This is a genomic window from Lactococcus cremoris subsp. cremoris NBRC 100676 (assembly GCF_001591705.1).
GTDB lineage: Bacteria > Bacillota > Bacilli > Lactobacillales > Streptococcaceae > Lactococcus > Lactococcus cremoris.
In genome coordinates, this window is sequence record NZ_BCVK01000005.1 from 1 (window position 1) to 25,649 (window position 25,649).

The 25,649-nt window shown below is 34.5% G+C and carries 33 protein-coding genes, 1 tRNA gene and 4 pseudogenes; 3 read left to right on the forward strand and 35 right to left on the reverse strand.

Features of this window, described 5'->3' with window-relative positions:
* Nucleotides 1–181: 181 nt before the first annotated feature.
* The 18 genes and pseudogenes from LLA01S_RS01240 to LLA01S_RS01330 all read right to left on the reverse strand — a co-directional run bounded on the left by LLA01S_RS01240 (nt 182) and on the right by LLA01S_RS01330 (nt 9,127).
* The gene (locus LLA01S_RS01240; protein ID WP_058203511.1) at nt 182–607 is read right to left on the reverse strand and encodes a RinA family protein; all 426 of its coding nucleotides are present in this window, start codon (nt 605–607) and stop codon (nt 182–184) included.
* Nucleotides 608–853: 246 nt separating this feature from the next.
* Complete coding sequence (locus LLA01S_RS01245; protein ID WP_023189037.1) at nt 854–1,318, reverse strand: hypothetical protein; 465 nt, start codon at nt 1,316–1,318, stop codon at nt 854–856.
* A gap of 132 nt (nt 1,319–1,450) precedes the next feature.
* The gene (locus LLA01S_RS01250) at nt 1,451–1,744 is read right to left on the reverse strand and encodes a DUF1359 domain-containing protein (protein WP_011676526.1); all 294 of its coding nucleotides are present in this window, start codon (nt 1,742–1,744) and stop codon (nt 1,451–1,453) included.
* Between the two features lie 287 nt (nt 1,745–2,031).
* Nucleotides 2,032–2,451: a dUTP diphosphatase gene (gene dut, locus LLA01S_RS01255; protein ID WP_061777709.1), complete on the reverse strand. Its 420-nt coding sequence runs from the start codon at nt 2,449–2,451 to the stop codon at nt 2,032–2,034.
* A complete protein-coding gene (locus LLA01S_RS01260; protein WP_061777710.1) occupies nt 2,448–2,759 on the reverse strand; it encodes a DUF7446 family protein in 312 nt (103 codons plus the stop codon). The genes dut and LLA01S_RS01260 overlap by 4 nt, the downstream gene beginning before the upstream one ends.
* Nucleotides 2,756–3,331, reverse strand: coding sequence for a DUF1642 domain-containing protein (locus LLA01S_RS01265; RefSeq protein ID WP_061777711.1), 576 nt, complete (start codon nt 3,329–3,331; stop codon nt 2,756–2,758). Before LLA01S_RS01265 ends, LLA01S_RS01260 begins: the two co-directional genes overlap by 4 nt.
* Entirely contained in the window at nt 3,324–3,530 is a 207-nt protein-coding gene (locus tag LLA01S_RS01270; RefSeq protein ID WP_011676933.1) for a DUF1125 domain-containing protein, read from the reverse strand. Before LLA01S_RS01270 ends, LLA01S_RS01265 begins: the two co-directional genes overlap by 8 nt.
* Nucleotides 3,527–3,916 (reverse strand): YopX family protein, encoded by a 390-nt coding sequence (locus LLA01S_RS01275; protein ID WP_032950595.1) that lies wholly within the window; start codon nt 3,914–3,916, stop codon nt 3,527–3,529. Before LLA01S_RS01275 ends, LLA01S_RS01270 begins: the two co-directional genes overlap by 4 nt.
* Complete coding sequence (locus tag LLA01S_RS01280) at nt 3,888–4,229, reverse strand: hypothetical protein (protein WP_061777712.1); 342 nt, start codon at nt 4,227–4,229, stop codon at nt 3,888–3,890. The genes LLA01S_RS01275 and LLA01S_RS01280 overlap by 29 nt, the downstream gene beginning before the upstream one ends.
* 383 nt (nt 4,230–4,612) lie before the next feature.
* Nucleotides 4,613–4,792: a DUF1031 family protein gene (locus tag LLA01S_RS01290; RefSeq protein WP_232034962.1), complete on the reverse strand. Its 180-nt coding sequence runs from the start codon at nt 4,790–4,792 to the stop codon at nt 4,613–4,615.
* On the reverse strand, nt 4,793–5,212 hold the full coding sequence (locus LLA01S_RS01295; RefSeq protein ID WP_021165554.1) for a RusA family crossover junction endodeoxyribonuclease: 420 nt from the start codon (nt 5,210–5,212) through the stop codon (nt 4,793–4,795).
* On the reverse strand, nt 5,202–5,366 hold the full coding sequence (locus LLA01S_RS12590) for a hypothetical protein (protein WP_061777713.1): 165 nt from the start codon (nt 5,364–5,366) through the stop codon (nt 5,202–5,204). Before LLA01S_RS12590 ends, LLA01S_RS01295 begins: the two co-directional genes overlap by 11 nt.
* Nucleotides 5,367–5,374: 8 nt before the next feature.
* Nucleotides 5,375–6,265: an ATP-binding protein gene (locus LLA01S_RS01305; protein WP_061777714.1), complete on the reverse strand. Its 891-nt coding sequence runs from the start codon at nt 6,263–6,265 to the stop codon at nt 5,375–5,377.
* A 9-nt stretch (nt 6,266–6,274) separates the two neighbouring features.
* Nucleotides 6,275–7,081, reverse strand: coding sequence for a phage replisome organizer N-terminal domain-containing protein (locus LLA01S_RS01310; RefSeq protein ID WP_061777715.1), 807 nt, complete (start codon nt 7,079–7,081; stop codon nt 6,275–6,277).
* 127 nt (nt 7,082–7,208) lie between these two features.
* Nucleotides 7,209–7,635: pseudogene (gene ssb / locus LLA01S_RS01315) on the reverse strand (single-stranded DNA-binding protein).
* Nucleotides 7,628–8,386 carry a Rad52/Rad22 family DNA repair protein gene (locus tag LLA01S_RS01320; RefSeq protein ID WP_061777716.1) on the reverse strand — a complete coding sequence of 253 codons (759 nt, stop codon included), beginning with the start codon at nt 8,384–8,386 and terminating at the stop codon, nt 7,628–7,630. Before LLA01S_RS01320 ends, ssb begins: the two are co-directional and overlap by 8 nt.
* An 8-nt stretch (nt 8,387–8,394) precedes the next feature.
* A complete protein-coding gene (locus tag LLA01S_RS01325; RefSeq protein WP_021165560.1) occupies nt 8,395–8,793 on the reverse strand; it encodes a hypothetical protein in 399 nt (132 codons plus the stop codon).
* A gap of 97 nt (nt 8,794–8,890) precedes the next feature.
* Nucleotides 8,891–9,127 (reverse strand): DUF1408 domain-containing protein, encoded by a 237-nt coding sequence (locus tag LLA01S_RS01330; protein WP_021165561.1) that lies wholly within the window; start codon nt 9,125–9,127, stop codon nt 8,891–8,893.
* A gap of 102 nt (nt 9,128–9,229) precedes the next feature.
* On the opposite strand from LLA01S_RS01330, the gene LLA01S_RS01335 reads away from it, so the two are divergent.
* Nucleotides 9,230–9,508: a hypothetical protein gene (locus LLA01S_RS01335; protein WP_011834777.1), complete on the forward strand. Its 279-nt coding sequence runs from the start codon at nt 9,230–9,232 to the stop codon at nt 9,506–9,508.
* Here the strand turns inward: LLA01S_RS01335 and LLA01S_RS01340 are convergent.
* The 5 genes from LLA01S_RS01340 to LLA01S_RS01360 all read right to left on the reverse strand — a co-directional run bounded on the left by LLA01S_RS01340 (nt 9,463) and on the right by LLA01S_RS01360 (nt 11,621).
* A complete protein-coding gene (locus LLA01S_RS01340) occupies nt 9,463–9,696 on the reverse strand; it encodes a hypothetical protein (RefSeq protein WP_011834776.1) in 234 nt (77 codons plus the stop codon). The two genes, LLA01S_RS01335 and LLA01S_RS01340, sit on opposite strands and share 46 nt — an antisense overlap.
* Before the next feature lie 153 nt (nt 9,697–9,849).
* Nucleotides 9,850–10,086, reverse strand: coding sequence for a helix-turn-helix domain-containing protein (locus tag LLA01S_RS01345; RefSeq protein ID WP_011834775.1), 237 nt, complete (start codon nt 10,084–10,086; stop codon nt 9,850–9,852).
* A gap of 12 nt (nt 10,087–10,098) precedes the next feature.
* Complete coding sequence (locus LLA01S_RS01350) at nt 10,099–10,824, reverse strand: ORF6C domain-containing protein (protein ID WP_021165562.1); 726 nt, start codon at nt 10,822–10,824, stop codon at nt 10,099–10,101.
* A 13-nt stretch (nt 10,825–10,837) separates the two neighbouring features.
* On the reverse strand, nt 10,838–11,077 hold the full coding sequence (locus tag LLA01S_RS01355) for a helix-turn-helix domain-containing protein (protein ID WP_023349341.1): 240 nt from the start codon (nt 11,075–11,077) through the stop codon (nt 10,838–10,840).
* A gap of 340 nt (nt 11,078–11,417) precedes the next feature.
* Nucleotides 11,418–11,621 (reverse strand): putative transcriptional regulator, encoded by a 204-nt coding sequence (locus tag LLA01S_RS01360; RefSeq protein ID WP_021165564.1) that lies wholly within the window; start codon nt 11,619–11,621, stop codon nt 11,418–11,420.
* Between the two features lie 262 nt (nt 11,622–11,883).
* On the opposite strand from LLA01S_RS01360, the gene LLA01S_RS01365 reads away from it, so the two are divergent.
* Nucleotides 11,884–12,696 carry a helix-turn-helix domain-containing protein gene (locus tag LLA01S_RS01365; RefSeq protein ID WP_061777717.1) on the forward strand — a complete coding sequence of 271 codons (813 nt, stop codon included), beginning with the start codon at nt 11,884–11,886 and terminating at the stop codon, nt 12,694–12,696.
* Nucleotides 12,697–12,881: 185 nt separating this feature from the next.
* The gene (locus tag LLA01S_RS01370; protein WP_232034960.1) at nt 12,882–13,880 is read left to right on the forward strand and encodes a tyrosine-type recombinase/integrase; all 999 of its coding nucleotides are present in this window, start codon (nt 12,882–12,884) and stop codon (nt 13,878–13,880) included.
* Nucleotides 13,881–14,070: 190 nt separating this feature from the next.
* Here the strand turns inward: LLA01S_RS01370 and LLA01S_RS01375 are convergent, their stop codons facing one another.
* The 12 genes and pseudogenes from LLA01S_RS01375 to LLA01S_RS01430 form a co-directional block, all read right to left on the reverse strand.
* Nucleotides 14,071–15,045 (reverse strand): substrate-binding domain-containing protein, encoded by a 975-nt coding sequence (locus LLA01S_RS01375; RefSeq protein ID WP_032950572.1) that lies wholly within the window; start codon nt 15,043–15,045, stop codon nt 14,071–14,073.
* 11 nt (nt 15,046–15,056) lie between these two features.
* Nucleotides 15,057–16,006: pseudogene (locus LLA01S_RS01380) on the reverse strand (ABC transporter permease).
* Nucleotides 16,003–17,491: pseudogene (locus LLA01S_RS01385) on the reverse strand (sugar ABC transporter ATP-binding protein). The pseudogenes LLA01S_RS01380 and LLA01S_RS01385 overlap by 4 nt, the downstream one beginning before the upstream one ends.
* An 18-nt stretch (nt 17,492–17,509) precedes the next feature.
* Nucleotides 17,510–17,908, reverse strand: coding sequence for a D-ribose pyranase (rbsD, locus tag LLA01S_RS01390; protein WP_011834764.1), 399 nt, complete (start codon nt 17,906–17,908; stop codon nt 17,510–17,512).
* Between the two features lie 4 nt (nt 17,909–17,912).
* Nucleotides 17,913–18,833: pseudogene (gene rbsK, locus LLA01S_RS01395) on the reverse strand (ribokinase).
* 10 nt (nt 18,834–18,843) lie between these two features.
* Nucleotides 18,844–19,827: a LacI family DNA-binding transcriptional regulator gene (locus LLA01S_RS01400; RefSeq protein WP_011676544.1), complete on the reverse strand. Its 984-nt coding sequence runs from the start codon at nt 19,825–19,827 to the stop codon at nt 18,844–18,846.
* Between the two features lie 134 nt (nt 19,828–19,961).
* Nucleotides 19,962–21,257: an adenylosuccinate lyase gene (gene purB / locus LLA01S_RS01405; protein WP_011676545.1), complete on the reverse strand. Its 1,296-nt coding sequence runs from the start codon at nt 21,255–21,257 to the stop codon at nt 19,962–19,964.
* Between the two features lie 214 nt (nt 21,258–21,471).
* On the reverse strand, nt 21,472–22,161 hold the full coding sequence (aroD, locus tag LLA01S_RS01410; RefSeq protein WP_061777718.1) for a type I 3-dehydroquinate dehydratase: 690 nt from the start codon (nt 22,159–22,161) through the stop codon (nt 21,472–21,474).
* Between the two features lie 96 nt (nt 22,162–22,257).
* A tRNA-Gln gene (locus LLA01S_RS01415) sits at nt 22,258–22,329 on the reverse strand.
* Between the two features lie 104 nt (nt 22,330–22,433).
* On the reverse strand, nt 22,434–22,637 hold the full coding sequence (locus tag LLA01S_RS01420) for a DUF2969 family protein (RefSeq protein WP_011676547.1): 204 nt from the start codon (nt 22,635–22,637) through the stop codon (nt 22,434–22,436).
* A gap of 241 nt (nt 22,638–22,878) precedes the next feature.
* On the reverse strand, nt 22,879–23,193 hold the full coding sequence (gene trxA, locus LLA01S_RS01425; RefSeq protein WP_011676548.1) for a thioredoxin: 315 nt from the start codon (nt 23,191–23,193) through the stop codon (nt 22,879–22,881).
* 96 nt (nt 23,194–23,289) lie between these two features.
* A complete protein-coding gene (locus LLA01S_RS01430) occupies nt 23,290–25,620 on the reverse strand; it encodes an endonuclease MutS2 (RefSeq protein WP_061777719.1) in 2,331 nt (776 codons plus the stop codon).
* Between the last annotated feature and the right edge of the window lie 29 nt (nt 25,621–25,649).

Genomic DNA, 25,649 nt, shown 5'->3' on the forward strand with positions numbered 1-25,649 from the left:
AACTTAAATCTCCTAATTAATTTTATTAACTAATAATATCATTAATTAAAAGAAAAATAAATCACCATTTCTAACGTTTTTACTTTTTACATTACTTCATAATACAAGTATATCAGCAAAAACAAGGGTCGAGGTTCCGTTTTTAGGCAATTTCGTGCTAATTTTTGTCCAAAAATATGCCCTAAAAACAGTGTTGCATTTGTCGGTAGATATCATTTCTAAACTTATAGAATATTGTCTTAGCTTTTTTCAAGCCAATATCTTCAATTCCTTCGATATCTAAATATTGCATTACTTGGTACCAGTACAAGCCAGCATATCCACTATATTTTAGCTCAATAACTCTTTTTTCATCAGGAATCAAAGGCTTAAACCAGAAGTCTAATATCTCTAGTTGCTCCTTAAGTTTAAGGTATTCTTCGTCACTCTCAAGCTTTTCTTGATTTATAACATGACTCAACTGTTCCGAACCACCAGAATAAGCTGTACGAATGCCTAAGTTATCAACTTTTTGCTTATAAAGATATCTGCTTTCAATTGATTTTATTCTGGCTTCAAGTCTGCCATTAACGTAATCTCCAATAATTCTATCTAACTTATCTGCCATTCATCAAATTCTCCTTTTGTGGTATAATTAAGTTAGAAAACTTCTTGCCGAAGCCCATTGCCGTGGGCTTTTTTGTTTAATTAATTAATTTAAAATATAATGATATTAGAAACGCAATCCCAAATAATATATTAAAGGTTGCAGTTCCAATACTTATTGGACTTCTTGGCTTTCCAATTGCGTAAGGTGTAATGAACAGGCCAATAATCATTAGTAACACGTAGGCTATGATAATTATATTTGCAATCATTTCTTTTCTCCTTTAATCCCTGCGTCAGTAACAATAAATGTATCGTTATCTCCCATATAGACTGAAATCTTATTTCCAGTTTTATTATCGGTTAAATCAACTTTACGACCAGACATTTTATAAGAAAATGAACCTGTATATTCATAAAATACATCTCCCTTATAATCTTTAATAATGATAGTACGCTGTTGATTCATATCATATTCAATTTTGAGATTCTTCTTGGCCATGTTATATGACGATGAATTAGTATAATTATGATAATATGATGAACCGGATAGTCCAACTAAAGTTAACGCTACTAAAGCTACTAAAACAAAAACTCCATAAGCGACATTATTTTTTCTGTTTTCTCGTAATACTGAACCTAGAATAAACAATCCTAAACCTAGTAATACTCCGATTACCCAAATAATTGTCCAGATAATCCATGACGTTGGTGTTGGTGTGATATAAAACATTTCATTTTCCCTCCAGTTGAGTTTAGCGAGTTCCTAGCTCAGTATGATATAATACGTATGACCAAAAATAAAATGAAAAAGTATTATTTTTTACATGCGAAGCTCGAACCTGGTCAATTCGGGCTTTTTTGTTTACTTAATATCAATTCCAAGTTCTTTAGCCAACTCATTGATAAGAACCGTATTATCTTCAATATTTTGCTCCAACAAAGGGATGAGCGTTCCAACATTAATCTTAACGGAACATTTTAAAACTCCTCCCAAGTTTAATTCAAATTTTGTATCCGTAGATATATGATTATTTTTAAAATCATCTAAAACAATCTTTTGATTTCTAACATGATGAATCAATTTTTGAAGCCTATCAATTTTAGTTTGTGTTTTAGCGATTTGTTCTGAAAAATCAACAGTAATTTCTTGTGGCATATTTCTCCTCCAGTTGAGTTTAGCGAGTTCCTAGCTCAGTATGATATAATATAACTGACCACAAAAAAATATAGAAAATATTTTTTATCACACCCGCTCGAATTTGGTCAATTCGGGCATTTTTATTTTGGAATAAATTATTGGTCTGTGTGCTATAATGGTGATGACCAAAAATAAAAATCGAAGTAATCTTCAGTATTTCGCTCAAGCTAGGTCAGCTTGGGCTTTTTTTCATTCAATCCCTCCCCACCAGTCATTGACCAGCGATATTAGTTTGTCGGTCATTCTCAAACCTCCCCAGTGCTACCAAATCCGCCTGTACGCTTTCCATTTGCGTTGTCATCGTCTATTGTAAGGTATTTGACAAACACCCCTTGCATTATTCTTTGACCTTTAGAAATGGTTACAGGCTCTTTTGAGATGTTCATAAATAAGCCTTTAAATTCTTGCGGATAGTAATCTGAATCGATAATTCCTACTGAATTAATCAATGCAATGCCACGCTTAACTGGATTACTTGAACGGTCGTATAATTTCAATACTTCATCATCTCCAAGTTGAACAGCTAGCCCAGTGCTTACCATTTTAATTTCATCAGGTTGAATCGTAACTGTTTCACTTGCTGAAATGTCATATCCTGCGCTATGTTTTGTCGCTCGTTCTGGAATAGTCGCATTTCCGTCTAGTTTTTTAAATCCTCTTGTCATTCTCCGTCCTCCACAGGCACATCAGTTCTCAAGTATCCTACTTCATCACACCATTTTAAGAATTGAACTCTTAGCTCATCTGGAATAAAAGCAAGGGTGACAACTTTATCACTAGCAGACCAAGAATAAACAGCACTACCGTTTCTTTCAGCATCTTTTTGCATGTTTTGGACAGTCGCTCGAAGAACATCTTCTGTTATAACTTTCCGTTTAAGGCTCATCATCCCGTCTTTATTTATTGTTGTTAAATAAATATCATTTGAAATAGCTGCATTTGCTATAACAATATTTTTATAAACTTCGCTCATTTTTCTACCTCCACAGGCACAGCAAACTGCCAGTAACGCTCATCAATTGACTTGATTTCTTGTTCTGTTAATTTTAATGCATAATCTTTTCCTTTTGTAAATTCTGAGATTATTCCACTTTCCGCTTTTGATACGAAGGTTGAATCGCTGGTTGAATCGCTTAATCCAAAAACTTTTGGTAAATCAATATAGAACAGCTGCGGTTTTTCGACTGTGTAGCCGATATTTCGAGCAATAATATATTTTTCTGGATTATTTTTAACCCACAATCCGGCTTCTTTTAAATCTTTATCATTAGCAGTGAATATATCCTTCAAAGTTTCTGCTATGCTGTTATCAATTTGTTCATCCCATGCAATTGCGTCTGCCACACACTCAGGCACGACTGGCAGGGCTTGCTGTTGGAGTTTCAGCTTATCTTCAAGAAGGAATGCATATTCTTTCCATTCTTTTAATGTTTGAGCACCTTCTGTAAATTTTTTAGCTAATTCAGTGAAATCTACATCTCTTTTAGAAAATGGGTCAATATATGCTTTTTTTGGTCTTTTTACTTCTTCTTCAAACTTAGTCATTTTTCGTGTCCTCCAAATAAATATTTAAATCGAATTGATTTTTAATTTCAGTTTTTTTGATTTTATGGAAAAGGAAACTTGCAGAAAATACTTCGATATCATCTCCAAATTTAAAACGGATAATCATATTTCCATAGCAATCTTTTACATTAACTGTCATTCCTTCTGAAATTGTTTTTAGTAAACTTTCAACTGTCATTTCTTATCTCCTTCCAATAATTCAGGGTTCTCATAGATATTTCCGATGACTTCATAATTCAATTTATTTGTACTCGCCCAGAATTCTTGCCGATATAACCTATTTCCTTCAAAAATAATTGAATATCCATATTTTGGAGAATATTCAAGATAACCGATTTTGTCATCAGGAGCTAAGAATATAGCATTCAGTTTTAAAATGTCACCTTCATAAATTTCAACGCCATTTTTATCTTTTAATCCTGTTGACTGCATAAATTCAACGTCTTCATCAGCGCCAGTACAGAAATGGTCAAAACGATAATTAATGCTATCGTCGAAATATTCAACCTCTCCATAACTCATACGCTCATCTTGTTTATCCCAAGCTCTTAATTTTGGTATCATCTAGCTGCTCCTCTCCCATAAAAACCATATCAACGGTTTCGTTGTAAAGATCGACTCCAGGGCTATTGAATGGAAATTCATCACATTCAGGACAAGAGATACTATCTACTAAATCAGGAATTGAGTCAGTGAATTCAAGTGCAGTAATAAAAGTTGGAGCGTTGATATAATATGCTTCTTCTCCACCGCCTTTTATTTCAGCTTGATAATATTCTTCACTTTCATAAGCACCTAAACTTACTGGGTGAAGTTGTTGAGTAAAGTAATGGCAATTTACATATTCAATTTCTTTGTTGCAATTTTTACACTTCATCTCATCCCTCACTTCACAACTCTGTCAAAGAGTTCACATGCATGGTATCTTCCATTTATTTTTACAATTCTAAAATCATCACGCTTAACTGATTTTTTAGTGAACTGGTCTTTTTCAACCGTTATGTATTTGTCAGTAACTTCGATAACTTTTAAGAATTTTGTGTCGCGGAAGCATATTTTATCTCCACGCCTTATTTCATTTTTGCTGAACATATTACTACCTCATATTTTAGCTTCTAAGCGCTTTTGCCTAGTTCGTGATAAATTTTATCCATGAAACAGTTTAAGCGCTCAATGTAACCGTAATTTTCATGAATTATAGCTATCCAAACACAACTAATGATTCTGTCAGTTGCTTATCCATAAAATTAAACAGTTGATTCAAGTCATATCTTTTCCGTTGTTGAAAACAGATTTAATATCTCGATAAATTTCAACCAGCTCATGACTTCCTTTAGTTCTAACTGTGATATAAACCGAATTACTTCCATAACCGTCATATCTTGCTTTCTTAGCTAAGTTAAACAATTTAACAGTTGGTATGATTCTGAATGCTGTCATTCAAACCTCCTCGATATCAACTTCAAGACGATAAGCTTTTGTTCCAGAAAGTCCGCCATATTGATATTTTGTAAATTTAACTACTTCGTGATTATCATCTGACCAAAGCCCTGATTCTGTAAAGCCGTCCATAATCGCTTTTAAGGTCGGTTGTAAGTTGTCTGGGTCACTTCTTCGTTTGGTTGGTGTAAAGACTGTCAGCGTAACGCTACAAGTCCGTGTGCTATCAAATAACGGCAATTTCTTTAAGCTGTTTAATGGATTTCGCACTTGATTAAAAGTAATTCTCTTTAATTCTTGAATTATTTTCGCTTTTTGGTGGAAATGCATCCTGTCATTAGAATTCAAAATCAATTTTTTACTTTTTGGAACATCTTTTGATTTACTGATAGCCCGATATAATTCAAATTCAAACTTCACTCGCTTCTCCAAATCTAACAATTTCAGGCATCTGAGCCATGCGATTAAGAATAAAAATAATCTCATGCTCAGATTTCTCTGCCAGCTTCTGCTTTTTAATTCTTCCGAGTGGGTAATGTTCGTTTTCCCACTGCTCAATGATTATTGTTTTCATTGCTTCTCCTAGAATGGCAACTGACTAACACGCTTATCTTTAATATTTTCAAAATTGAATGCTTTTTTTCCAATACCTCTGAACAAACGGCTATATGTCCTGTTATGATATTTTTTTCTTATTTCATCACTTTTTAGATTAGTGGTAATAATAGTCTTAGTCCTTGCATCCAAAACTTCTGTCAGTAAAGACATCGACCATTCTGTTATTTTCTCGCTTCCAATATCATCAATAACTAATAAGTCAGTATTTCTAAAAACTTCCATGAAGTATTCAGTTGAATAAAAGCTGTCTTTATTATCAAAACTATCTTTGATTAAGTGAAGAACCTCTGACCAACTTGCAAAAATAACGGTTAAATCAGTATGCTGCAAACAATCTTTTAAGATGCTCATGGCTAGGTGACTTTTCCCTGTTCCTGCTGGCCCGCTTACTACAGTATTTCCCTCACCGCCAGTATAATAATATTCAGATACTTCTTTTGCGAACGCCAAAGCTCTCTTTTCTTCGTCAGTTACTGCATTAAAATTTTCAAAACTTGCTTTTTTTATTGTCATATCTCTCACAATGCTATTGCGATTAAGCCTTTTGACAAACTCAGCTTTTTTCCTACGTTTAATCACTTCTTCAGTCTCACGATAGACAACATCGGCATAACCACAGTTCATAATCAAAAAAGGTTCATGTCCACTCAATGCTGTTTTTTCGTTATTATCAAATTTATTTTTCTCTTTAAGATATTCGTAGAATTTAGAATAACTTTTTGAAACTGCATCGCTAGTCATCTTATTATCCGAAATGAATTTTTCTATTTCTGGACAAGCGATAACTTTATCAGTCATTGCATTAAATTTATTCATATCAACAAATTTTCCAATAACATCTCCGATACTTTCCATTTCTTCCTCCTAAAATGGCAATCCAAGATCATCATAAGGCTGTGCTTGTTCTTGGCGCATTGGTGTCTGGTTAAGGTAATTATCAAACTTCGTTCCGAATAAAGTTGACGGTTGTAAATATTTTTCTGCTGGTTGACCATTTATTGTTTTGCCTGTCCAGTCAGCAACTTTATTATCAACGACCTTCTTAAAGTCATCTAGTTTATAATCCTCATTCCACCTCGCTTTGATAAAACGTTTGTGAGCTTCAGTAGTTCTAAAACTTCGCCCTATTTTTTCATTCAAGTAAGAAATAATTTCAGAATATGGAATAACATCGTCAGATTTATCTGACATAGTATTATTATTCTTTTTCTTATTCTTACTCTTATTCTTATCTTCTTCTGTTGCGTCACGTGACGTCACGCTAACGTCACTATTTTCTATAAGCTTCTTACGCTCTCGATACTTCTTATTACGCTCAGCATTTAATTTTCTGATTTTCTCCATTCCATCAATGTTTTGGTGCTTTTCCCAATTACTGATACCAATCATGTTGTTATCATATATCTCAATCAACCCAAAGTCTCTGAATGTTTTAAGAGCCAATCTTACAGTAGAAACAGGCCTATTACACAAAGCAGAAATCATTTCATCAGTATATGGAATATGATTACTTAAATAGACAAGCCCAGAATCATTTGTTTTTCCCGCCAAGCTAAGCAAGTAAACCCATATTCTAAAGATCGCATCATTTTCTGGCATTTCATCAATCAACTTCATTTTTTCATCATCGAAAATATTAACGCTCAATTTAATCCAACTAATTTCAACCATTCGATATCCTTTCATCTATATTTATTTCAAGTTTTATTTTTCAAATTAAAAGCTGGCAATGAGTGTTTATGTGCAGGCACTGAATACTCATGGACTTTACGGTCGTTACGCCACCCTCCAGCACTTGTTAGAATGGTAGGTCATCATCTGAAATTTCCATTGGATCACTTCCAAAAGAATCGTTATTTTGTGGTTTTGCAGCTGGATTACTAACTCGTTCACCATTTGCTTGATTACTTTTTTTCTAGTACTTGGAAATTACTTGCGACAACCTCCGTAATATAAACCCGTTGCCCTTGTTGATTCTCATAGTTGCGAGTTTGAATACTACCAGTAACTCCAATTAATTGACCTTTATGAGTCCAATTGGCCAAGTTTTCGGCTGATTTACCCCAAATAACACAATTGATAAAGTCAGCTTCTCTTTCTCCATTAGCGTTTTTAAATGCTCGATTAACTGCAAGAGTAAAAGCGGCAACTGCTTTATTTTGTGGTGTATATCTAAGTTCAGGTTCTTTAGTGATTCGCCCTACTAGAATGACATTGTTAATCATTTTGTTCTTCCTTTTTTATATCTACGAATTTTTCGATATCATTGTATGCTTCATCAAGTGGCATTTTTAGCCAATCATTTTGTTCATCAATACTTGCCCCATAGTTTTTCCCGGCAATAATAGCCATTTTATTAACTACAGCTTGAAGCTTTTTCTCATCAAATTCTTTTTTATCTTTACCAACAACATATAATTTAGGTGGAGTTGGTACCTCTTCTTCAGTAAAGTCAGCTTTTGTATTTTGAACCTTTGAATTCTGAGGTAAAGCCCAACTTGGAAGCTGTGGATTCTTCCACCAAAAGTTCTTTTTTGAATTTTTATCAAAAACTTTGTTCCAACCATCAGTCTTTTCAAGTGATGTTTGAGCAAAACTGGTAGGTAAGTCATATAAATATCTACCTACTCCCCATTGGACAGCTGCTCTCTTCATTGATCCAGATAATCCACCTTTAACTGCTTCAACCTGAGTATTTTCTGCGCCATCCCATTTGGTGACCCATTCGTCTCCAAACTTAACAGATATACCACATAATGTCCCACCATCAGGAGCTGTTTTGAATTCGTTCTTCCATCCGGAAATTCCAAAAACTTCATCAAAACGTTCTTGAACTGCCCGATTATCCATATAAGCAAGAACCATAGCCCAAGGTTTACCTTGTTTAGAAAATCCTGATTGTTGAACTCTCCAAACTACTCGGTCTGGTTGCAAAGGTTTTTGTAAGGCAAGCATTTGTTCTTCATAATCTGCCATAATTTACCTCACGCATCCCATTTAATTGACTGGGCTTTTGGATTTTCAACAATATAAGGCTGGATATCCTCATAAACAGATTCTCCATACTTTTTCTCTAACTGATTAATAGTCAACGGAACAACACTATCAAGCCCATACTTTCTAATTAAAGCCATTTTAGCAGCGTTATCCATTGCAAGTACTCTTGTGTATTGTTGTTTTGAATAAGAGAGTCGTGAAAATAGTTGACCTTCATCAAGGCGTTTCTTGACTTCTTTTTCGGCTTCTTTTTTTAATTTATCTATTCCTTTTGTTGCTGAAAGAAGATTAGTTAAGGTACTATTATCAAACTTTTTAAGCATTTCAGGATTAAGTTGAAGAACTTCTCCTGTTTCATTGTCCAAAGGGACTAATTGTAATTCCATAATGTTCTCCGTTTCAAATTTCTAGGCATTCGTGGTATAATTTAAGTAGAAGTTTTGGCGAATTTCCTACTTGCTCTGCGTGCCATGCAGGGCTTTTTTAGTTCCAAACTTTTTTCCAGTCTGAAATACATTCGTTAAGCATTGCAGCTTTATCATTAGCAAGCTCTTGCTTATTCTTTTTGCGTGAAGTCATATAAAGACTTCCGTCTGGTCGTTCCCAAGTTTCAAAGACCACTACTCCACGATTTTCTCGTTTGATTAAATCATGATAGATTTGTCCAACTGGTGTTGGAATTAGTCGAACTTTACGACCGTTTATGATTGCTGTTTCCATTAATTTCCTTTCTATGTATGTGTTTTAATCCTCCGAGTGCTATAATTACTGTGAGCAGATATTTGCGGTATTTGCTTAGTTTTATGGAAAGGAGGAAAGTTGATGTCTGTTAAAGTACATTTTTCTAATGGTGAGTCAATCGTTATTTCTGAAGAAACCAGAATAAGCGCTTGGAATTCATTAGATAAAGATCCTGATGGATATTATGCCGAAGGAGTTTTTTCAGGTTCTAACATAGACTCTCCAGATTTAGGAACATCATATCAACATATTGGGCTGATGGGACTTTTTGGTAGTACTGACTGGTTTGCTATCGGACTAGATTTTAAAACTACTTATAAAACTTCAGCAATTGTTTCGTTAGAAGAAACACCGTGGTAATCTAAAATATTATCTATTGATAATTTGATAAGCTCGTTTGTGGCCCTATCAGCTGTATAAAACAGTTGCTCTTTTAGCCATTTGCGAGCTTTTCTTATATCACCATCATTTTGCTTCAAAGCAAGATCTGATGTTTTGTTAATTATTTCTTTATAGTTGTTAGCTAACTTTTCTATTTCTTTATTCAAAATCTCTCTTTTCTAGCGGAGTACCGCATTTAATTTCTTAGCAATGAGCTTTATTGCTCTAATGTTTTGTGTGATTAAGTCGTGTACCAGATCAAACAGGATTTCGCCCGTTTCTGGGTTGACTATGTATGTGTAGGTCATGAGAACCTCTTCTTATTTGATAACTGATTGGCGCTTTTTAAGTTCTTGCTTATACTCAGGAGTATTTACAAACTGCATGAAGTCTCTGATTTCTTTGTATCGAAATCTCCGTCCATTCATGAAAATACCAGACTTAAATTGTGGAAATAGCTCCATTGCTTTTCTACGTCGATAAACTGTTTGATCATGGATGGAAAACTTTTCCGCTACTTGCTGAGTAGTCAAGTAATCATCATCTTTATATTCCATCTGATTTCCTCTCTATTCTTCAAAGTCAAAGCTAGTTTGTGAGTTCAATCCACGAATTTCAAGCGTTGTATTGAATGATGGTTGCCACATATCAAGATATTCTGTTGCTTCGTCATAACGGCTTAATGGAATATCGCTATATTTAACAACATCGAAGCGATTGTTCAAATCTTTATAAAACTCTCTGAATACCTTAGCTCCTAATTTCTTATGAGCATTTGAATACTTACCGCCAGTAAACATATAAACTTTGCTTGCTACTTTCTTTTGCAAAACTTTAGCTTTATTTGAAGGAAGTCCGAATCGGTCAGTCAAATCAAGAACTGAATTTTCGATTTGTTCGACTTTTTTATTCAAGTTCACGTTTCCTTGAGCGAGTAATGCAATTTGTTGTTCAGGAGTTTGCGGTAAAAGCTGTTGTTTGAGTTCTTTTTCAACTTCAATGAAATATTGACGGGCTTGTTTCCCTTTTTCGTTACGTTGAATCATGGAAATTTCTTTTGCCACGTCAAGTTTAAGAGCGTGATTGATAATAGTTGTAAATGGATTTCTAGGATTATTGGTTTCACTTTTTTCTGAAACCAATACAAAGTCAATGTTTTCAATGAATCCATACTTGCACATATCTTTGAACCATTGCGTGTATGGTGTTTTTACTCCTAAAAATTCATGTAGTTCACGACCGCTTACTACTTGGTCGTTGTTTTCGTTTTGTGTGATTGTAATTAATTGATTCATTTTTGAATCCTTTTTAACTAGCTTTATACACATTTTGTGTAGTTTTGTCGTAAAAAATATCATTCAATGATCTTGGACCAATGAATGGTTTCAGGTAGTTGCGGATCGCAAACATTTCTGTCGCTCTCCAATCATACTGACCTAATTCTTTACGTCTATACTGTTCTTCGCTCAAACCAATAGCTTTGGAGATTTGTTTTTGCGAGATTTTATAATCTTTTCGCAGAGCAATTAATTCTTTTTCTACTGCCATACTGGCTCCTTTCTTTTAAAAAATTTCTGCATACGCAGTAAGGGAAGTTCAGGAATCGAACCTGTTCGCCAGTCTTCCCTGCTCATTGTGAGCGATATCATAACTCCGTGCTATAATGTAAGTGACTAAACTAAAAAAAGATTTTGAAACTGTCAATGATAAAATAAGAGATGTGGCTAAGAAATATGACGCAAATATTAATCAAAATGAATAGTATAAGCACAAGCGCTAATCTATTAATATATTCATGAATAGTTGAATCTTTAGCAAGTCGCTCTAAAGCCATGCGTTGTAATAGATATAAACATATCATTTCTAAAAAGAAATTTTCTGACATACATTATACGACTCTTTCCGCCCCTCTGGGGGCTTTTTGTTTTGTCAGTTCAACTGCTGCTTTATAAGCGTTTGACCATTTAAATAACTGAGGCAATAAAGAGTCTTTGATAAATTGAACAGAAAAATCTTTTAACAGTTGTTTTTTGTACCACTCAACACTATGCTGCTGAATAGTTTCTCTGTAATGCGTAACTACTTGTTCCATTAGAACCTCCATTTGCCTGCGAGGGCTTTTTATTTGCCAAACTTGCTACTTACGTCGCGGTGGATACGTCGTGTACCGTCATTTGAGCCTGTTCCGTCTGCCGTACTGAATGCTCCATGTTTGTTCGCTTGTTTGACTTTATGAGTTAATTATACTACACAATTTGTGTAAAGTCAACAAAAAAACAGTAATTACTAAAAAAAGTTTGCAAAACGTGTAATTTTCTTTTATAATACATATATAAAACTTCGAAAGGTTCGATATGGACGATAGAGAAATAAATAAATTTGTCGGAATGAAAATAAAAGAGTTTCGCAAAAATAAAAAGTTGACCCAGCAAGACTTAGCTGATTTGGTCGGAGTGAAAAACAGCGCAATCTCTAATTATGAACAAGGAATTAGGATTCCTAAAAGAGATTTCTTATTCAGGGTTGCAAATGCCTTGGGCGTTTCAATAGACGAATTTTTTCCTATACAAAGTGAAGAAACATCTTCTACTCTATCCGAAATAAATAAAATCAGTTCACAACTCGAAGAAACAAGACAAAAAATAGTTTTAGAGACTGCAAATCATCAGTTAGATGAGCAAATCAAAAAGAAACGTTTATCTTTCTTCTCTAATAAAGTTGATTTCGATAAAATCAGCAATATTGTTCCTTATGACCCTAATAAAGAAGGGTACGCCCCTGTTATAGGAGAAATCGCAGCAGGAACTCCAATTCTGTCCGAACAAAATTTTGAAGGTATGCGCCCTGTTTATGGTAAATACGCTGGCCGTGATGATATATTTTGGCTTAGAGTTAAAGGCGAAAGCATGGAAACAGAAATACATGACGGTTCTTTCGCTTTAATACTGCAAGACCCTGACCTTTCAGAAGGTTCTATCGGAGCTGTTCGCTTCATAGACGATAACGAAGCAACTCTAAAATGCGTCTTCTATGAATATGATGAAAATGGCTATCCTCTCTGTTTAAGACTTGAACCATTAAACCCTGATTATCCGATTCAATATGCTGATGAGTACAATCCAGCTGTAATAGAAGGTAGATTAGTCAAAGTAGAACAAGATTATTAAAAAAAGCCCAACCTTTGATTAGGTGGGCATTTTTAGAAAGGATAAAATTATGTGGGTAGAAGATTTAGCTAATGGTAAATATAAGTATTGTGAGCGCTATACAGATACAAAAGGCAAGATAAGGAAAAGTATCAGTAACACTAGATAAAAATAGCTCTAGGGCGCAAAATGAAGCTTCTAGGCTATTGTATAATAAAATAGATGCAAAGCTTGAAAAAGAAAAACAAAAAATTGAAGATGAGCAAAATAAAATAGCTTCTATCACTTTTTGGGAAGTCCAAGATGAGTATTTTTCAATTTATGAAGAAACAGTAAAAGCTAAAACTGCCTCACTAAGAGATACAGCAAAGAAAAAAATTAGAAGTTTAGTTAGTGAAGAAACCTTATTATCGGATGTTAACTCTGTTTTTATTTTAGAGATATTGGAAAAACTATATTACAAAGAAAATTATTCTTATTCTTATATCAAGACACTTAAAGCTTCTTTTAACATGGTTTTAGATTATGCTATATCAAAAGAATATCTAGCAGTTAATCCTATTTCTAATGTTAAAATCAAAAAGAAAGTCTTAACCTTAGAACAAAGGGAAAAGAAAAAAGAAAAATATCTTGAACGTAGCGAATTAAAACAGGTCATAAAAGATATGGCAGTAATTGATAAATCAACCTCATTATTAATTGAATTTATGTCACTTACAGGTCTAAGATTTGGAGAATGTGTAGCTATTCAAATAAAGAATATTGAGAATAATGTTTTACATATAAATGGAACTTGGGACAGCGTTTCTAACTCTAAAACAACAACTAAAAATATTTATTCAGATAGAAAAATCACGCTACCCAAAAGATGTCTTCAAATAATCGAAGAATATCCTTTAAAATATCCAAAGGATAAAATAAGCAAAGATAATTATATATTTATTTATAAAAACAATAAACCATATAACATTTCTGTTGTGAATAGCAGACTAAAAAAAATAAATTCAGCTAAAAATTTAAGTACACATATTTTCAGGCATACTCATATTGCTTTATTAACTGAGCTTGGAATACCTTTGAAGTCTATCATGGAAAGAGTGGGTCATAATAACCCTCAAACAACTCTTTCTATATATTCTCATGTAACTGAAGAAATGAGCAAAAATATAATAGAAAAACTAAATGAAATAGACCTCTTAAATTAGAGGTCTATTTTTTAAAAAAGGGGCAGAAAAAGGGGCAGAAATTTGATAATATTTAATTATCTTTGATAACTTTTAAAAACACCATAACTACTAAACACCTTTATTTACCTAGCTTTTGATAACTTTTCATAACAAAAGCTATTCTATGATAATCTATATCAAACTACCCTAGCGACAGAGTTTTTTCTTTTTACCATTTGTGTTCATCAACATTATCTTTATCCACAAGATAAATTGGCGAATTAATGATATGATCTATTTTTTTACCTTGATAATAATCATAAGTAGCTTGCAAAGCCATTTCACCAATCTTAGCTGGTTGTTGAGCAATTGTCGCGGTCATAGTTCCTGCTTTTATGGCATCATGAGTCTCAGATTCACCATCAATTCCAAAAATAGCAATTTTTTGCCCACTTGCTTGAACAGCCTTAGCTGCGCCAAGCGCCATTTCATCATTTTGTGCAAAGATTGCTTGACCATCTTTATGAGATTGCAGCATATTTTGAGTGGTATTCAAACCAGTAGTCCGGTCAAAATTTGCAGATTGACTTGATAATATATTTAATCCTAAGGTCTTAGCTTCACTATTAAATCCTTTTCCACGATCTATAGTTGCTGAAGCACCTGGTGTTCCTGAAAGTTCGAGAACTTTTACATTTTTCCCAACCAATTTTTCAACCGCTTGAGCAGCCATTTTACCTGCTGCAACATTATCAGAAGCCACCGTTGTTAAAACAGTTCCACCATTTGCTCCTCTATCCATAGCAATTACTGGAATATGAGCATTATTGGCAGCTTTAATCGCTGAAACAATAGCATCATAATCAACAGGATTAATTAAAATCGCATCTACATTTTGACTGATGAAATTTTGGACATTATTGAGTTGAGTTGCCGAATCATTTTGAGCATCAGAGACAGTCAATTTTGTATTTTTTTCTTTGGCCATTGATTTTATGGCATTGTTCATCGAAACAAAGTAGGGATTGTTCATTGTTGAAATAGAAACACCAATATTTAATTCATTTGCTTTCTTGTGTGCGACCTCTTCTACTTTTTCTTTTCCATCACGACCGGGAATTCCGGTATAAAGACTACATGCGGTCAAAGTTGAGACTGCTAAAGTAGCTACAAGGGCAAAAGTTAATTTTTTTACTAATTTCATATTCAACTCTCCTATTTCCGTTTGCTACGAATGACATCTATAAGAACCGCAACGAGAATAACTAATCCTTGGATAACTTGTTGCCAAAAGGCTGATACACCGATAATATTTAAGCCGTTATTTAGAACACCAATGATTAGTACCCCAATCATAGTTCCAAACATCCGACCTTTCCCACCCATTAAAGACGTTCCACCGAGGACAACCGCAGCAATCGCGTACATTTCATAACCAGAACCTGCTCTTGTGGCGTCGCTGATGATAAACGAGAACTGATGATTAAACCAGAAATTGCCGACATCGCTCCAGATAAAGTATAAATTGCGATTTTTACTTTATTGAGCTTGATCCCTGAAATATAAGCTGCTTTTTCATTTCCACCAAGAGCATAGACTGATTTACCAAAGTCTGTTTTATGAAGTAAAATCCATAAAATAATGAAAACAAGAATCATTAAAATAACAGGGAAAGGAATTCCTAGTAGATAACCTTGTCCAATATAGGCTAAGAAATAGCCATCCATGTGTTTAGTAATTGGATTACCATCAGTAAAAACAAGTGTTGCTCCGCGATAAACCATTTGAGTGGCTAAAGTTACAATGAAAGGTGCCAGTTTCCCATAGGCAATAAGTGCCCCATTAATCGCCCCGAGAAAGGCTCCAATAATTAAGGCACAAAGTACGGCAAGTGGTAATGGCATTCCTTGGGCAATAAAACCTACAGAAACTGCACTTGAGAGGGCTAAAATTGCACCAACTGACAAGTCAATGCCAGAAGTCAGAATTACAAATGTCATCCCGAAAGCAATAAAACCATTGGCCGTTACTTGTAAAAGCAAATTGAGTAAATTATTTGCCGTCATAAAGTTGGGATTGATACATGTAATGATAATCATCAAGACAATTAGAGCAATCATTGTCGTTAAAGAACTGAATTTTTGAGCTAAAACTTTCACACTCATTTTCCTCCTGTTGCGAGCTGCATCACATTTTCTTGTGTTGCTTCTTTTTTATTTAAAAACCCGGCTATTTTACCTTCATGCATGACTGCAATTCGGTCAGCGACACCAAGTATTTCAGGTAAATCACTGGAAATCATAATGATTGGAACCCCACGTTCTGCGAGTTCATTCATCAATTGATAAATCTCTCGTTTGGCTCCTACATCGACTCCACGTGTTGGTTCATCTAAAATTAATACTTTAGGTGCAATTCCAATCCATTTAGCAAGTACAACTTTTTGTTGATTCCCTCCCGATAATGAGCCAACCATTTGTTCTTCATCTGTTGCTTTAACATTGAGTCGCTCAGAAAGTTGTTTAACGAAAGTTGTTGCAGTTTTATCATCGAAGAGTCCGTGATGAATAAAGTCCTTTGTACTTGGCAGAGTAATATTATCTTTTATTGAAAAATCAAGAACAAGCCCTTCATCTTTTCGGTCTTCGGTTAAAAAGCCAATTCCTGCTTTAATCGCTTGTGCTGGGTTATTGATAGTTAGGCTCTTTCCATTAATTTTTATTGTGCCTGATTTTAGCTTGTCAATTCCAAAAATTGCTCGCATGACCTCGGTTCTACCAGCTCCCATGAGTCCTGCAAAACCAAGGATTTCACCTGAACGAACTGAAAAGGAAATATTTTTAAAGTCAGCTGTGGATAAATTTTCTGCTTCGAATACAATTTCTCGAATTTCAGCATTTTTTTGGGGATAATAATCTGTAATTGAGCGACCAACCATTTTCCGAACTAACTCATCAACATTTGTCTCTTTTGTTTTTTTAGTATCAATGACCAAACCATCACGCATAACTGTCACACAATCGGTAATCTTAAAAATTTCTTCCATTCGGTGAGAAATATAAATAATACCAACGCCTTGTGCTTTAAGGCCTGCGATAACAGAAAATAAACGTTCTGTTTCTCTTTCTGTCAATGCGGCTGTCGGTTCATCCATAATCAAAATTTTCAAATCAGATAAAAAACTTTTAGCAATTTCAACCATTTGTTGCTGACCAACTGACAAGTTCCCGATTTCTTTATCTAAATCAATAGTTACTCCCAATTGTTCAAAAGCAAAAGTAGCTTTTTTACGCATAGCTTTTGTATCTAAAACACCAAATTTATTTTTTATTTCTCGACCAAGAAAAAGGTTCTCTAAGACTGTTAAATCAGGCCATGTATTCATTTCCTGATGAATAAAGCTAATGCCAAATCCTTCTGCCTCTTGAGGCCTCTTGAGGATTCTTGAAAGTTTTATCCTCCTTATCAATCTCAATTTCTCCACCAGAAGCTGGGAAAAGTCCAGTCAGAATATTCATTAGCGTGGATTTTCCAGCACCATTTTCCCCCATTAAGGCATGAACTTCTCCAGAATTGATAGTTAAATCAATTGCTTCGAGAACTTTGTTGGTTCCAAATGATTTAGAAATGTTCTTCATTTCTATTTTCAAAATTGACTTCCTCCTTTTTCACAAAGCAACACCTGATTGTAAAATAATATTAGAATAAGGTGTATTTTCTCCTGTTCTTACAACTGCTTTGACATCATGATTCATTAATTTTAAGGTCTCATGACTGACAAAAACAACTTCAACATCTGCTGACAGTTTTGTCAGTAAAATTTTTAGCTGCTCAGGATTATTTTCTTTTATCTCGTCAGCAAGATAAATCTTTTCAACTAGAATATTTTCTAAATAAATATCCAAAACTTCTTGAAAAGTAGGTTTCCCACGTGTCAGTGCTAAATCAATTTTTTTGACACCTGATGGTACCGGTAAGCCTAAATCTCCAATACAAACTTGGTCAGTATGTCCCAGATCATCAGCGATTTTTGCAAGCTCACTATTCAATATTCCTTCTTTTTTCATAAATTCAAAGTCCTTTCTTTTCCTTATAAAAATTAAGATTAAGCTCTTTTAATTTATCTTCAACTTCTGCTAGAATTGGCATTCCACCTTGAGCACCAAATTTATGAATAGATAAATGGGAAGCAACCACTGCCAATTGGATAGAATCAACGATTGATAGATTTTCTGTCAGTCCAAAAGCAAAAGCTCCATTGAATGTATCCCCTGCTCCCGTCGTATCTACCACTTTAGCTTTAATTGCTGGAATTTTTTGAACCCCATTACCATTATGGAAAATCACTCCTTCACTTCCTAAAGTGACAATCAGGCGATTCGCATATTTAGCAAGAATTTCCTCCAGAGGCTCATTCGGAAAAAGCTCCTTACATTCGTGTTCATTAGGCGTGATGTAATCTACAAATTCAATCATTTCTAAATCCGTTTTTCTTGCTGGAGCTGGATTATAAAGGACTTTTATCGCATTTTCTTTACAAAATTTAGCGACTGCAAGGTTAGTTTCATGAGGTATTTCATTTTGTAAAACCACAAGTTAACTGTCTTTAATTTTCTCCCAGAAATTCTCTAAATAATCAGGGAGGACTTCATTATTGGCCCCAGGAATAATGATAATTCGATTATCGTCATCAAATAAAGTAATTTGGGCAATCCCTGTCGTTTGTGGTACCGTTCCTACACCATCAAAAAGAACAGCATTTTCTTTGAAGTTTTTTAGAATAGTTTCTCCAAAAGCATCATTTCCAACTGCTCCAATCATATTTACATCATGGGGAGCTAATCTAGCAAAAGCAACGGCTTGATTTGCTCCCTTGCCACCAGGAACCATCGCAAAATTTTCTCCAAAAACTGTTTCACCTGCTTGTGGAACTCTTTTTGTGCTTGTCACTAAATCCATGGAAATACTTCCTACAACACTTACTTTTGTCATTAATTTTTCCTCATTCTTTTCTTTTTTGTCGAATTGTTTCACGCGCTACATAATGAACAGGCAGCTCAATCTTTGATTTCTCAATAGGCTGATCAGTTGCTATTTTATAAATAAGTTGAGCCGCTTCAAGTCCCATTTGGTAAGCGGATTGATGAATAGTTGAAAGGGCTGGATAAATAAATTGGCTCATTTGTATATCATCATAACCAATAATTTGAATTTCCTCAGGAATCTTCTTATCTAATCGATGGATTTCATGAATATAAGCCATGGCGTGAATATCTGACGGTGCAATGATACTATCAAAATTTTCCTTATTAGCAAGAACTTCTCGCGCCTCTTTCTGGATTTCTTCAAAATCATAACTTTGACTGTAAAAGGCTTTAAAATCAACTTTCTTTTCTTTTAAATAAGCAATACTTGCTTTAAAACGATTATTAATATTTGTGGCATTCAAAGAGCCACTAACCACAGCAACATTTTTGGCTCCAGCCTCTACAATAACTTTTGCTGCTAAGCGTCCGCCTGATTCATTATCCGAAAAAACACCATAGTTACTTTTATGTCCAACTCGGTCCACAATGACTGATGGAATATCCAAATCAGGAAATTCTTCTTTAAAATCATGAGTTGAAATAATACCTGCCGCATTACTTTGTAAGAGAACTTTCAAGTAATCATGTTCTGATTGATGATTTTCACCAATATTACCAAGCATCACTCGATAGCCTTTTTCTTTTAAAAATTCTTCTGCCCCCTTTGCAAGCATGGGAAAGAAGGGATTGGAAATATCTGGCAAAAGCAAACCAACGAGTTGATTCTTCTTCGTTTTTAAAGACTGAGCAGAGAGGTTAGGGGTAAAATTTAATTTTTTTATCGCTTCTTCTATTTTCTTTCTGGCTTCATCACTGACATACCCATTTTGAGCAATGAAACGCGAAACTGTAGACTTTGAAAGACCTGCTTCAAGTGCAACTTGTTTAATTGTGGCCATGGATTCCTCCTTTCAACTGTGGGAACGTTCTCACATTTACATGTATGATTGTATCCGTTTTCATTTATTTTGTCAATCCTTTTTATATTTCGTTTTAATAACAAAAAAACCTACTTTTCAGTAGGCCTTTTAAATCAATCAAAGACACGGTTAAAAATTTCATCTACACGAGTCAAATGATAGTTATAATCAAAAGCTTTATCAATATCTTCATCATTCAAATAATGACGAATTTGTTCATTTTCTTCAAGCAATGGTCTAAACATGACTTGCTCATCCCATGATTTTGCAGTCAATGGTTGAACTAAATCATAAGCAGCTTCACGAGTCATTCCTTTTTCAATCAACATTAACATGACATGTTGACTGTAAATCAAACCAAAAGTGGCATCCATATTTCGTTTCATATTTTCTGGAAAGACCGTCAAATTTTTAACAATATTGCCAAAACGATTGAGCATATAATCTAATAATTCTGTTGTATCTGGTGCAATAATCCGTTCAGCAGAACTGTGAGAAATGTCCCGCTCATGCCAAAGGCTAACATCTTCAAGGGCTGTAATCGCATGACCACGAATAACACGAGCAAGTCCTGTCATATTTTCAGAGCCAATTGGGTTACGTTTGTGTGGCATTGCTGACGAGCCTTTTTGACCTTTAGCAAAGAATTCTTCAACTTCACGTTGTTCAGATTTTTGTAATCCACGGATTTCAGTCGCCATGCGTTCAATAGAAGTCGCAATTAGCGCCAATGTTTGGAAGTATTCTGCGTGCAAATCACGTGGCAAGACTTGTGTTGAAATTTCTTGTGGACGTGTTCCTAATTTTTCACAAACATAAGCTTCAACAAATGGAGGAATATTGGCAAAAGTTCCCACAGCACCAGAAATTTTCCCAGCTTCAACAGCTTTAGCCGCATGTTCAAAGCGTTCAATGTTCCGTTTCATTTCGCTGTACCAAGTGGCTAATTTCAAACCAAAAGTTGTTGGTTCTGCATGAACCCCGTGTGTACGCCCCATCATGACCGTATACTTATGTTCCAAAGCCTTAGTCTTCACAATTTCTGTGAAATTTTGCAAGTCTTTGCGTAAAATATCATTGGCTTGTTTGTAAAGATAGCCATAAGCTGTATCCACAACGTCTGTTGATGTTAGACCGTAATGGACCCATTTACGTTCTTCACCCAATGATTCACTGACAGAACGTGTGAAAGCTACCACATCATGACGAGTTTCTTTTTCAATTTCAAGAATGCGTTCAACATTAAAAGTTGCCTTTTCACGAATTTTTTTCACATCAGCTACTGGGATTTCTCCAAGCTCTGCCCAAGCTTCATCTGCAAGAATTTCGACTTCAAGCCATGCTTTATACTTGTTTTCTTCTGACCAAATTTCTGCCATTTCTGGACGTGAATAACGACTAATAACCACTTTTTACTCCTTTTGTTACTGACAGAATTCCCTCGGTGCTAGCCCTTAGAGCTGTCAGTAAATTATTCCTATATTTTTAATCTTCTAATGAACGAAACGTCCTTTTTCACTAACTATTATATCATTTTCAAGTCTAATGCATTTGGAGATTTCTGTCAATATTAATAAAAGTAAAAATATTATCTGTCAAAACCGAACAATAAGCATTCAATCCTTAAGCCAACTCATTTTCTAAAAGATCCAAAATCTCTACTGTTTCCTTTAATGAAATTTGTCCAGGAGCGCTTAAGTTTTCCAGACCTGCAAAAGTCCAACAAGAGCCAGTCAAATAACCTGAAATTCTTGAAAGACGTCCCAAATCACCCATTGCCATACTGATAAAATGATTTCCATATTCTAAAGTCATATCGCGAGTAATCTGCAATAAATCAAGCACATCACATTCACGTTCAGGCATCACAGCCACTTTCACAAAAGCCGTTCCTTCTTCATGCATTTTAATCAAACGACTGGTCAAATCGGTCGGAACTTCATCAAAGTTATGATATGAAAGGACAATTTTTTCACGATAATTCTTTAAAGCAGCAAATGAAGGCCCATGACTGAAATATTCAACATCAATATAATCTGGTTCAAACTTTAAAATTTCTTGTAAAATCTGTAAATATTTTTTCTCAGAAACCTGAATATTTCCACCTTCTCTTACCGTTCTTAAAGTAAATAAAATCTTGCTCTCTTTAAATTTTTCAAAGAATTTAGGGGCCATCTCAAAAATATCATCTGCTGACAAAAAATCGGCACGCCATTCAACAATATCTGCTGAAAGATAATCACTGACAGAAACTTTCTCAAGCTCTGTTAACTCTGTCAGCATTATTGGAACAACAATTTTTGTTCTTCTCATAAACTTCTCCTTACATTTTCATAAATGCTTTCCCCTATTCTAGCATATTTTAGTAAAAAGAAAAAAGGAAACAACGTTTCCTTTAAATTTTTTTTACTGGGGTAGCTGGATTCGAACCAACGCATGAGGGAGTCAAAGTCCCTTGCCTTACCGCTTGGCTATACCCCAAGATCGCTGGATGACGACAAGAAATATTTTACCAAAAACCCTCATAAATTTCAAGTTTTAACTTATTTATTTCAAAGAAATATCAATAATTTTTTATAATCTCTTTAAATAGATAGATTATATTCCTTGATTGCTTCTTCTAAAGCAGCCTCAAATGAAGACACTGTCGCAATTTCTTTTCCAGAAAGACTGACCACAAAATTTCCTGATTTTTCTTTAATTTCAGCAATTGTTTTTTTCCCACTTTTGATAACAGCTCCATCAGCTGTATCAATGATTTCAAGTTCTGTATCTTTTTTCTTTGACATCTCAAACTCCTTATCGTTTTTTAAGCTCTATTTCTAAGTGCTTAATCTTTGATTTTTGAAAATTTTCTTCCTCAATCATAGCATTTTTCAACCAATTTGTCACGTTCATATTACTGACAGACTTCCCAGCAAAAGTAGGACTATAGCACAGTTTTGCTATCAGAATTTTCACAATAATAGAAGATAAAAAAAATACTGACAGCCTTTATTTCAATAAGAAAAATTCTGTCAGTAAATTTTATTATGATAATTCAGCAACCACGGCTTTAAGTTGAGCTTTCGTTTGAACCCCAACAATACGTTTTACTTCTTCACCATCTTTTTTGAACATCAATGTTGGAATAGACATAATTCCAAATCCTTGAGCTGTTGCTGGATTTTCATCAACATCCATTTTGCAAATCTTAAGTTCTGATTCATCAAGTTCTTCTGAAAGTTGTTCCAAAATAGGCGCTTGCATACGACATGGACCACACCAAGTTGCCCAAAAGTCAATCAAAACAAGCCCTTCTTTTGTTTCTTCATCAAACGTTGCATCAGTAATATTATATTCCATTATATCTCCTTCATTGAAATAATTTTCTTCAGTAAGACTATTCTAGTGTAAATCACTTAAAATTTCAAGGAAATAGATTTTCAGATACTTTATTTTTTATTTCAAAATGGCAATGGTTGCTCCAGAGCCTCCAGCATTGATTGGCGCATATTCATAAGATTTGATATGACGATGTTTTTGAAGTTTTTTCTGAACCATTTCTCGAATGACACCTGTTCCAATCCCATGAACAATCGTAATTTGAATTAGATTTGCAAGTAAAGCCTGATCAATATAATTGTCCAATTCCAGTTCTGCTTCTTCATAACGCATCCCACGTAAATCTAGCTGTGCTTTAACCTTAGAAGTTACTTTTTTGCTGACATTTTTAGTTTTTGCTTGAATTTGTTCAGGAGTATCAATGACTTCAAACTCTTCTTCACTTAAACGAGTAGTAATTGAACCCATTTGGACTGTCCAACGGCCATCTTTTTCTAAACGAATCAATTTTCCGCGCTGACCATAAGAAGTAACATTGACCTCAGCCCCTTGCTTAAGTCCTCTTTGTGCCTTGGCTTTTTTCAAAACCTTGTTTTTAGAAAAATCAATGGTTGGCGCTAAGCCCTCAAGTTCTTTTCTAGCAGCGATGATTTCATGGGGCTTCAATGCCGCTTTATCATTAAGATTTTTCAAGATTTCTTGAGCCTCAAGACTCGCTTTTTTAACTACTTCTTGAGCTTCTTTTTGGGCTTTTTCTAATTCAAAGTCACGTTCGCGGTTAATCTGATTATAAACTTTCGTCAAATCTTTATGTAAACTTTGATTTTCTCGTTCAATTTTTTTGATATTTCTTGAACTTTCAATGACTTCACGCGTTTTTTCTTCCAACTTTTCAATCATTTGATTGACATCATGTTCGCTCCCAGAGATTTGCTGACCAGCCTCAGAAATAATCGTTTCCGGTAAGCCCAAACGTCTAGAAATCTCTAAAGCATTTGAACGTCCTGGCACACCAAGTTGCAAATGATAAGTTGGCTGCATTTTATCAATGTTAAATTCCATACTGGCATTGATCACTTGCTGAGTTTTCACACCATAAGCTTTCAGCTCTGGATAGTGGGTACTTGCCATTGTTTTAACATTTCGTTTTCGTAAATTTTCAAGAATGGCAATCGCAAGTGCTGCCCCTTCTTTCGGGTCAGTCCCTGCTCCAAGTTCATCAAACAAGACCAAACTATTTTCATCAGCCTGAGCTAAAATTTGTACAATATTCGTCATATGACTTGAGAAAGTTGACAAACTTTGTTCAATTGATTGTTCATCACCAATATCAGCAAAAATGTCATCAAAAAGATGAATACGGCTGCCATCATCCGCTAAAATTGGCAAACCTGATTGAGCTAAAATAGTAAGTAAACCAACTGTTTTCAGGGTAATAGTTTTACCACCTGTATTCGGCCCCGTAATGACAATTGTATTGAGTGTTCTGTCAAATTTAATATCATTTGCCACAACCATTTTTGCATCAATCAAAGGATGACGAGCGGCAAACAAGATAATATCTTTATCATTTGTTAAAGCGGGCAAGCTTGCCTTATTAGCTGCCAGATAAAGATATTTCGCCCGAACAAAGTCAATATGTCCAATCAGCCAAGCATTTTGCCGAATATCAAAACTATAAGGCTTTAATTCTTCAGAAAGTTCCCGATAAATTCTTATAATTTCTTGTCGTTCTTCAATTCGTTTTTGATTAAGCTTATTATTAAGTGAAACTACCGCATTCGGTTCAATATAAAGCGTTTGACCAGAAGCGGACATATCATGAACGACTCCGGCAATTTTATTTTTATTTTCTGCTTTTACAGGAAGAACTTGACGGTCATTTCGAATAGTGATGACATTTTCACTCAAAGATGAGAGATTTTTTGTCAGCATTTCTTGCATAATTTTACGAATTTCTGACTGATGACTCTTGATAGAGGCACGAATGTGCATCAATTCCAGACTTGCATTATCGTAAAGACTACCGGCATTATCAAAGATTTCTAATTTCTTAATCAGCCCTGATAAATCAACCAATTTTTCTAAAGTAATATTTAGTGATGGTGTTTCAACATTTTCAGCTTCGTCAAAAAAACGTTGAATATTGATTCCAAGTTGAATCACTTTTTTTATTTCAACAAATTCTTTTCCTGAAAGACTCGCTTCAAGCTCCAAGCGTCGCAGAATCTCAGTTAAATCATTTGTTTTCCCTAAATTTAACAAACCATTTTCTTGAGTCAATAAGCGAAAATCAGCAACCTCATCAAAAAGGAGCTGAATCTTATCTTTATCGGTCAAGGGGACTAAGTCAGATAATTCTTTCTGACCCTGCGCTGTCGTCAAAGCATTCATAAACTGCTCTTTAACTTTATCATATTCCAATATTTGGAGAATTTTTTTATTCATTATAGTTATATTTCAATTTATTTTTGTAG

Coding starts and splice junctions, on each gene's coding strand:
- LLA01S_RS01240 (WP_058203511.1), bottom strand. CDS start 607: ATGGCAGATAAGTTAGATAGAATTATTGGAGATTACGTTAATGGCAGA.
- LLA01S_RS01245 (WP_023189037.1), bottom strand. CDS start 1,318: ATGTTTTATATCACACCAACACCAACGTCATGGATTATCTGGACAATT.
- LLA01S_RS01250 (WP_011676526.1), bottom strand. CDS start 1,744: ATGCCACAAGAAATTACTGTTGATTTTTCAGAACAAATCGCTAAAACA.
- dut (WP_061777709.1), bottom strand. CDS start 2,451: ATGACAAGAGGATTTAAAAAACTAGACGGAAATGCGACTATTCCAGAA.
- LLA01S_RS01260 (WP_061777710.1), bottom strand. CDS start 2,759: ATGAGCGAAGTTTATAAAAATATTGTTATAGCAAATGCAGCTATTTCA.
- LLA01S_RS01265 (WP_061777711.1), bottom strand. CDS start 3,331: ATGACTAAGTTTGAAGAAGAAGTAAAAAGACCAAAAAAAGCATATATT.
- LLA01S_RS01270 (WP_011676933.1), bottom strand. CDS start 3,530: ATGACAGTTGAAAGTTTACTAAAAACAATTTCAGAAGGAATGACAGTT.
- LLA01S_RS01275 (WP_032950595.1), bottom strand. CDS start 3,916: ATGATACCAAAATTAAGAGCTTGGGATAAACAAGATGAGCGTATGAGT.
- LLA01S_RS01280 (WP_061777712.1), bottom strand. CDS start 4,229: ATGAAGTGTAAAAATTGCAACAAAGAAATTGAATATGTAAATTGCCAT.
- LLA01S_RS01290 (WP_232034962.1), bottom strand. CDS start 4,792: ATGACAGCATTCAGAATCATACCAACTGTTAAATTGTTTAACTTAGCT.
- LLA01S_RS12590 (WP_061777713.1), bottom strand. CDS start 5,366: ATGAAAACAATAATCATTGAGCAGTGGGAAAACGAACATTACCCACTC.
- LLA01S_RS01305 (WP_061777714.1), bottom strand. CDS start 6,265: ATGGAAAGTATCGGAGATGTTATTGGAAAATTTGTTGATATGAATAAA.
- LLA01S_RS01310 (WP_061777715.1), bottom strand. CDS start 7,081: ATGGTTGAAATTAGTTGGATTAAATTGAGCGTTAATATTTTCGATGAT.
- LLA01S_RS01320 (WP_061777716.1), bottom strand. CDS start 8,386: ATGGCAGATTATGAAGAACAAATGCTTGCCTTACAAAAACCTTTGCAA.
- LLA01S_RS01325 (WP_021165560.1), bottom strand. CDS start 8,793: ATGGAATTACAATTAGTCCCTTTGGACAATGAAACAGGAGAAGTTCTT.
- LLA01S_RS01330 (WP_021165561.1), bottom strand. CDS start 9,127: ATGGAAACAGCAATCATAAACGGTCGTAAAGTTCGACTAATTCCAACA.
- LLA01S_RS01335 (WP_011834777.1), top strand. CDS start 9,230: ATGTCTGTTAAAGTACATTTTTCTAATGGTGAGTCAATCGTTATTTCT.
- LLA01S_RS01345 (WP_011834775.1), bottom strand. CDS start 10,086: ATGGAATATAAAGATGATGATTACTTGACTACTCAGCAAGTAGCGGAA.
- LLA01S_RS01350 (WP_021165562.1), bottom strand. CDS start 10,824: ATGAATCAATTAATTACAATCACACAAAACGAAAACAACGACCAAGTA.
- LLA01S_RS01355 (WP_023349341.1), bottom strand. CDS start 11,077: ATGGCAGTAGAAAAAGAATTAATTGCTCTGCGAAAAGATTATAAAATC.
- LLA01S_RS01360 (WP_021165564.1), bottom strand. CDS start 11,621: ATGGAACAAGTAGTTACGCATTACAGAGAAACTATTCAGCAGCATAGT.
- LLA01S_RS01365 (WP_061777717.1), top strand. CDS start 11,884: ATGGACGATAGAGAAATAAATAAATTTGTCGGAATGAAAATAAAAGAG.
- LLA01S_RS01375 (WP_032950572.1), bottom strand. CDS start 15,045: ATGAAATTAGTAAAAAAATTAACTTTTGCCCTTGTAGCTACTTTAGCA.
- rbsD (WP_011834764.1), bottom strand. CDS start 17,908: ATGAAAAAAGAAGGAATATTGAATAGTGAGCTTGCAAAAATCGCTGAT.
- LLA01S_RS01400 (WP_011676544.1), bottom strand. CDS start 19,827: ATGGCCACAATTAAACAAGTTGCACTTGAAGCAGGTCTTTCAAAGTCT.
- aroD (WP_061777718.1), bottom strand. CDS start 22,161: ATGAGAAGAACAAAAATTGTTGTTCCAATAATGCTGACAGAGTTAACA.
- LLA01S_RS01420 (WP_011676547.1), bottom strand. CDS start 22,637: ATGTCAAAGAAAAAAGATACAGAACTTGAAATCATTGATACAGCTGAT.
- trxA (WP_011676548.1), bottom strand. CDS start 23,193: ATGGAATATAATATTACTGATGCAACGTTTGATGAAGAAACAAAAGAA.
- LLA01S_RS01430 (WP_061777719.1), bottom strand. CDS start 25,620: ATGAATAAAAAAATTCTCCAAATATTGGAATATGATAAAGTTAAAGAG.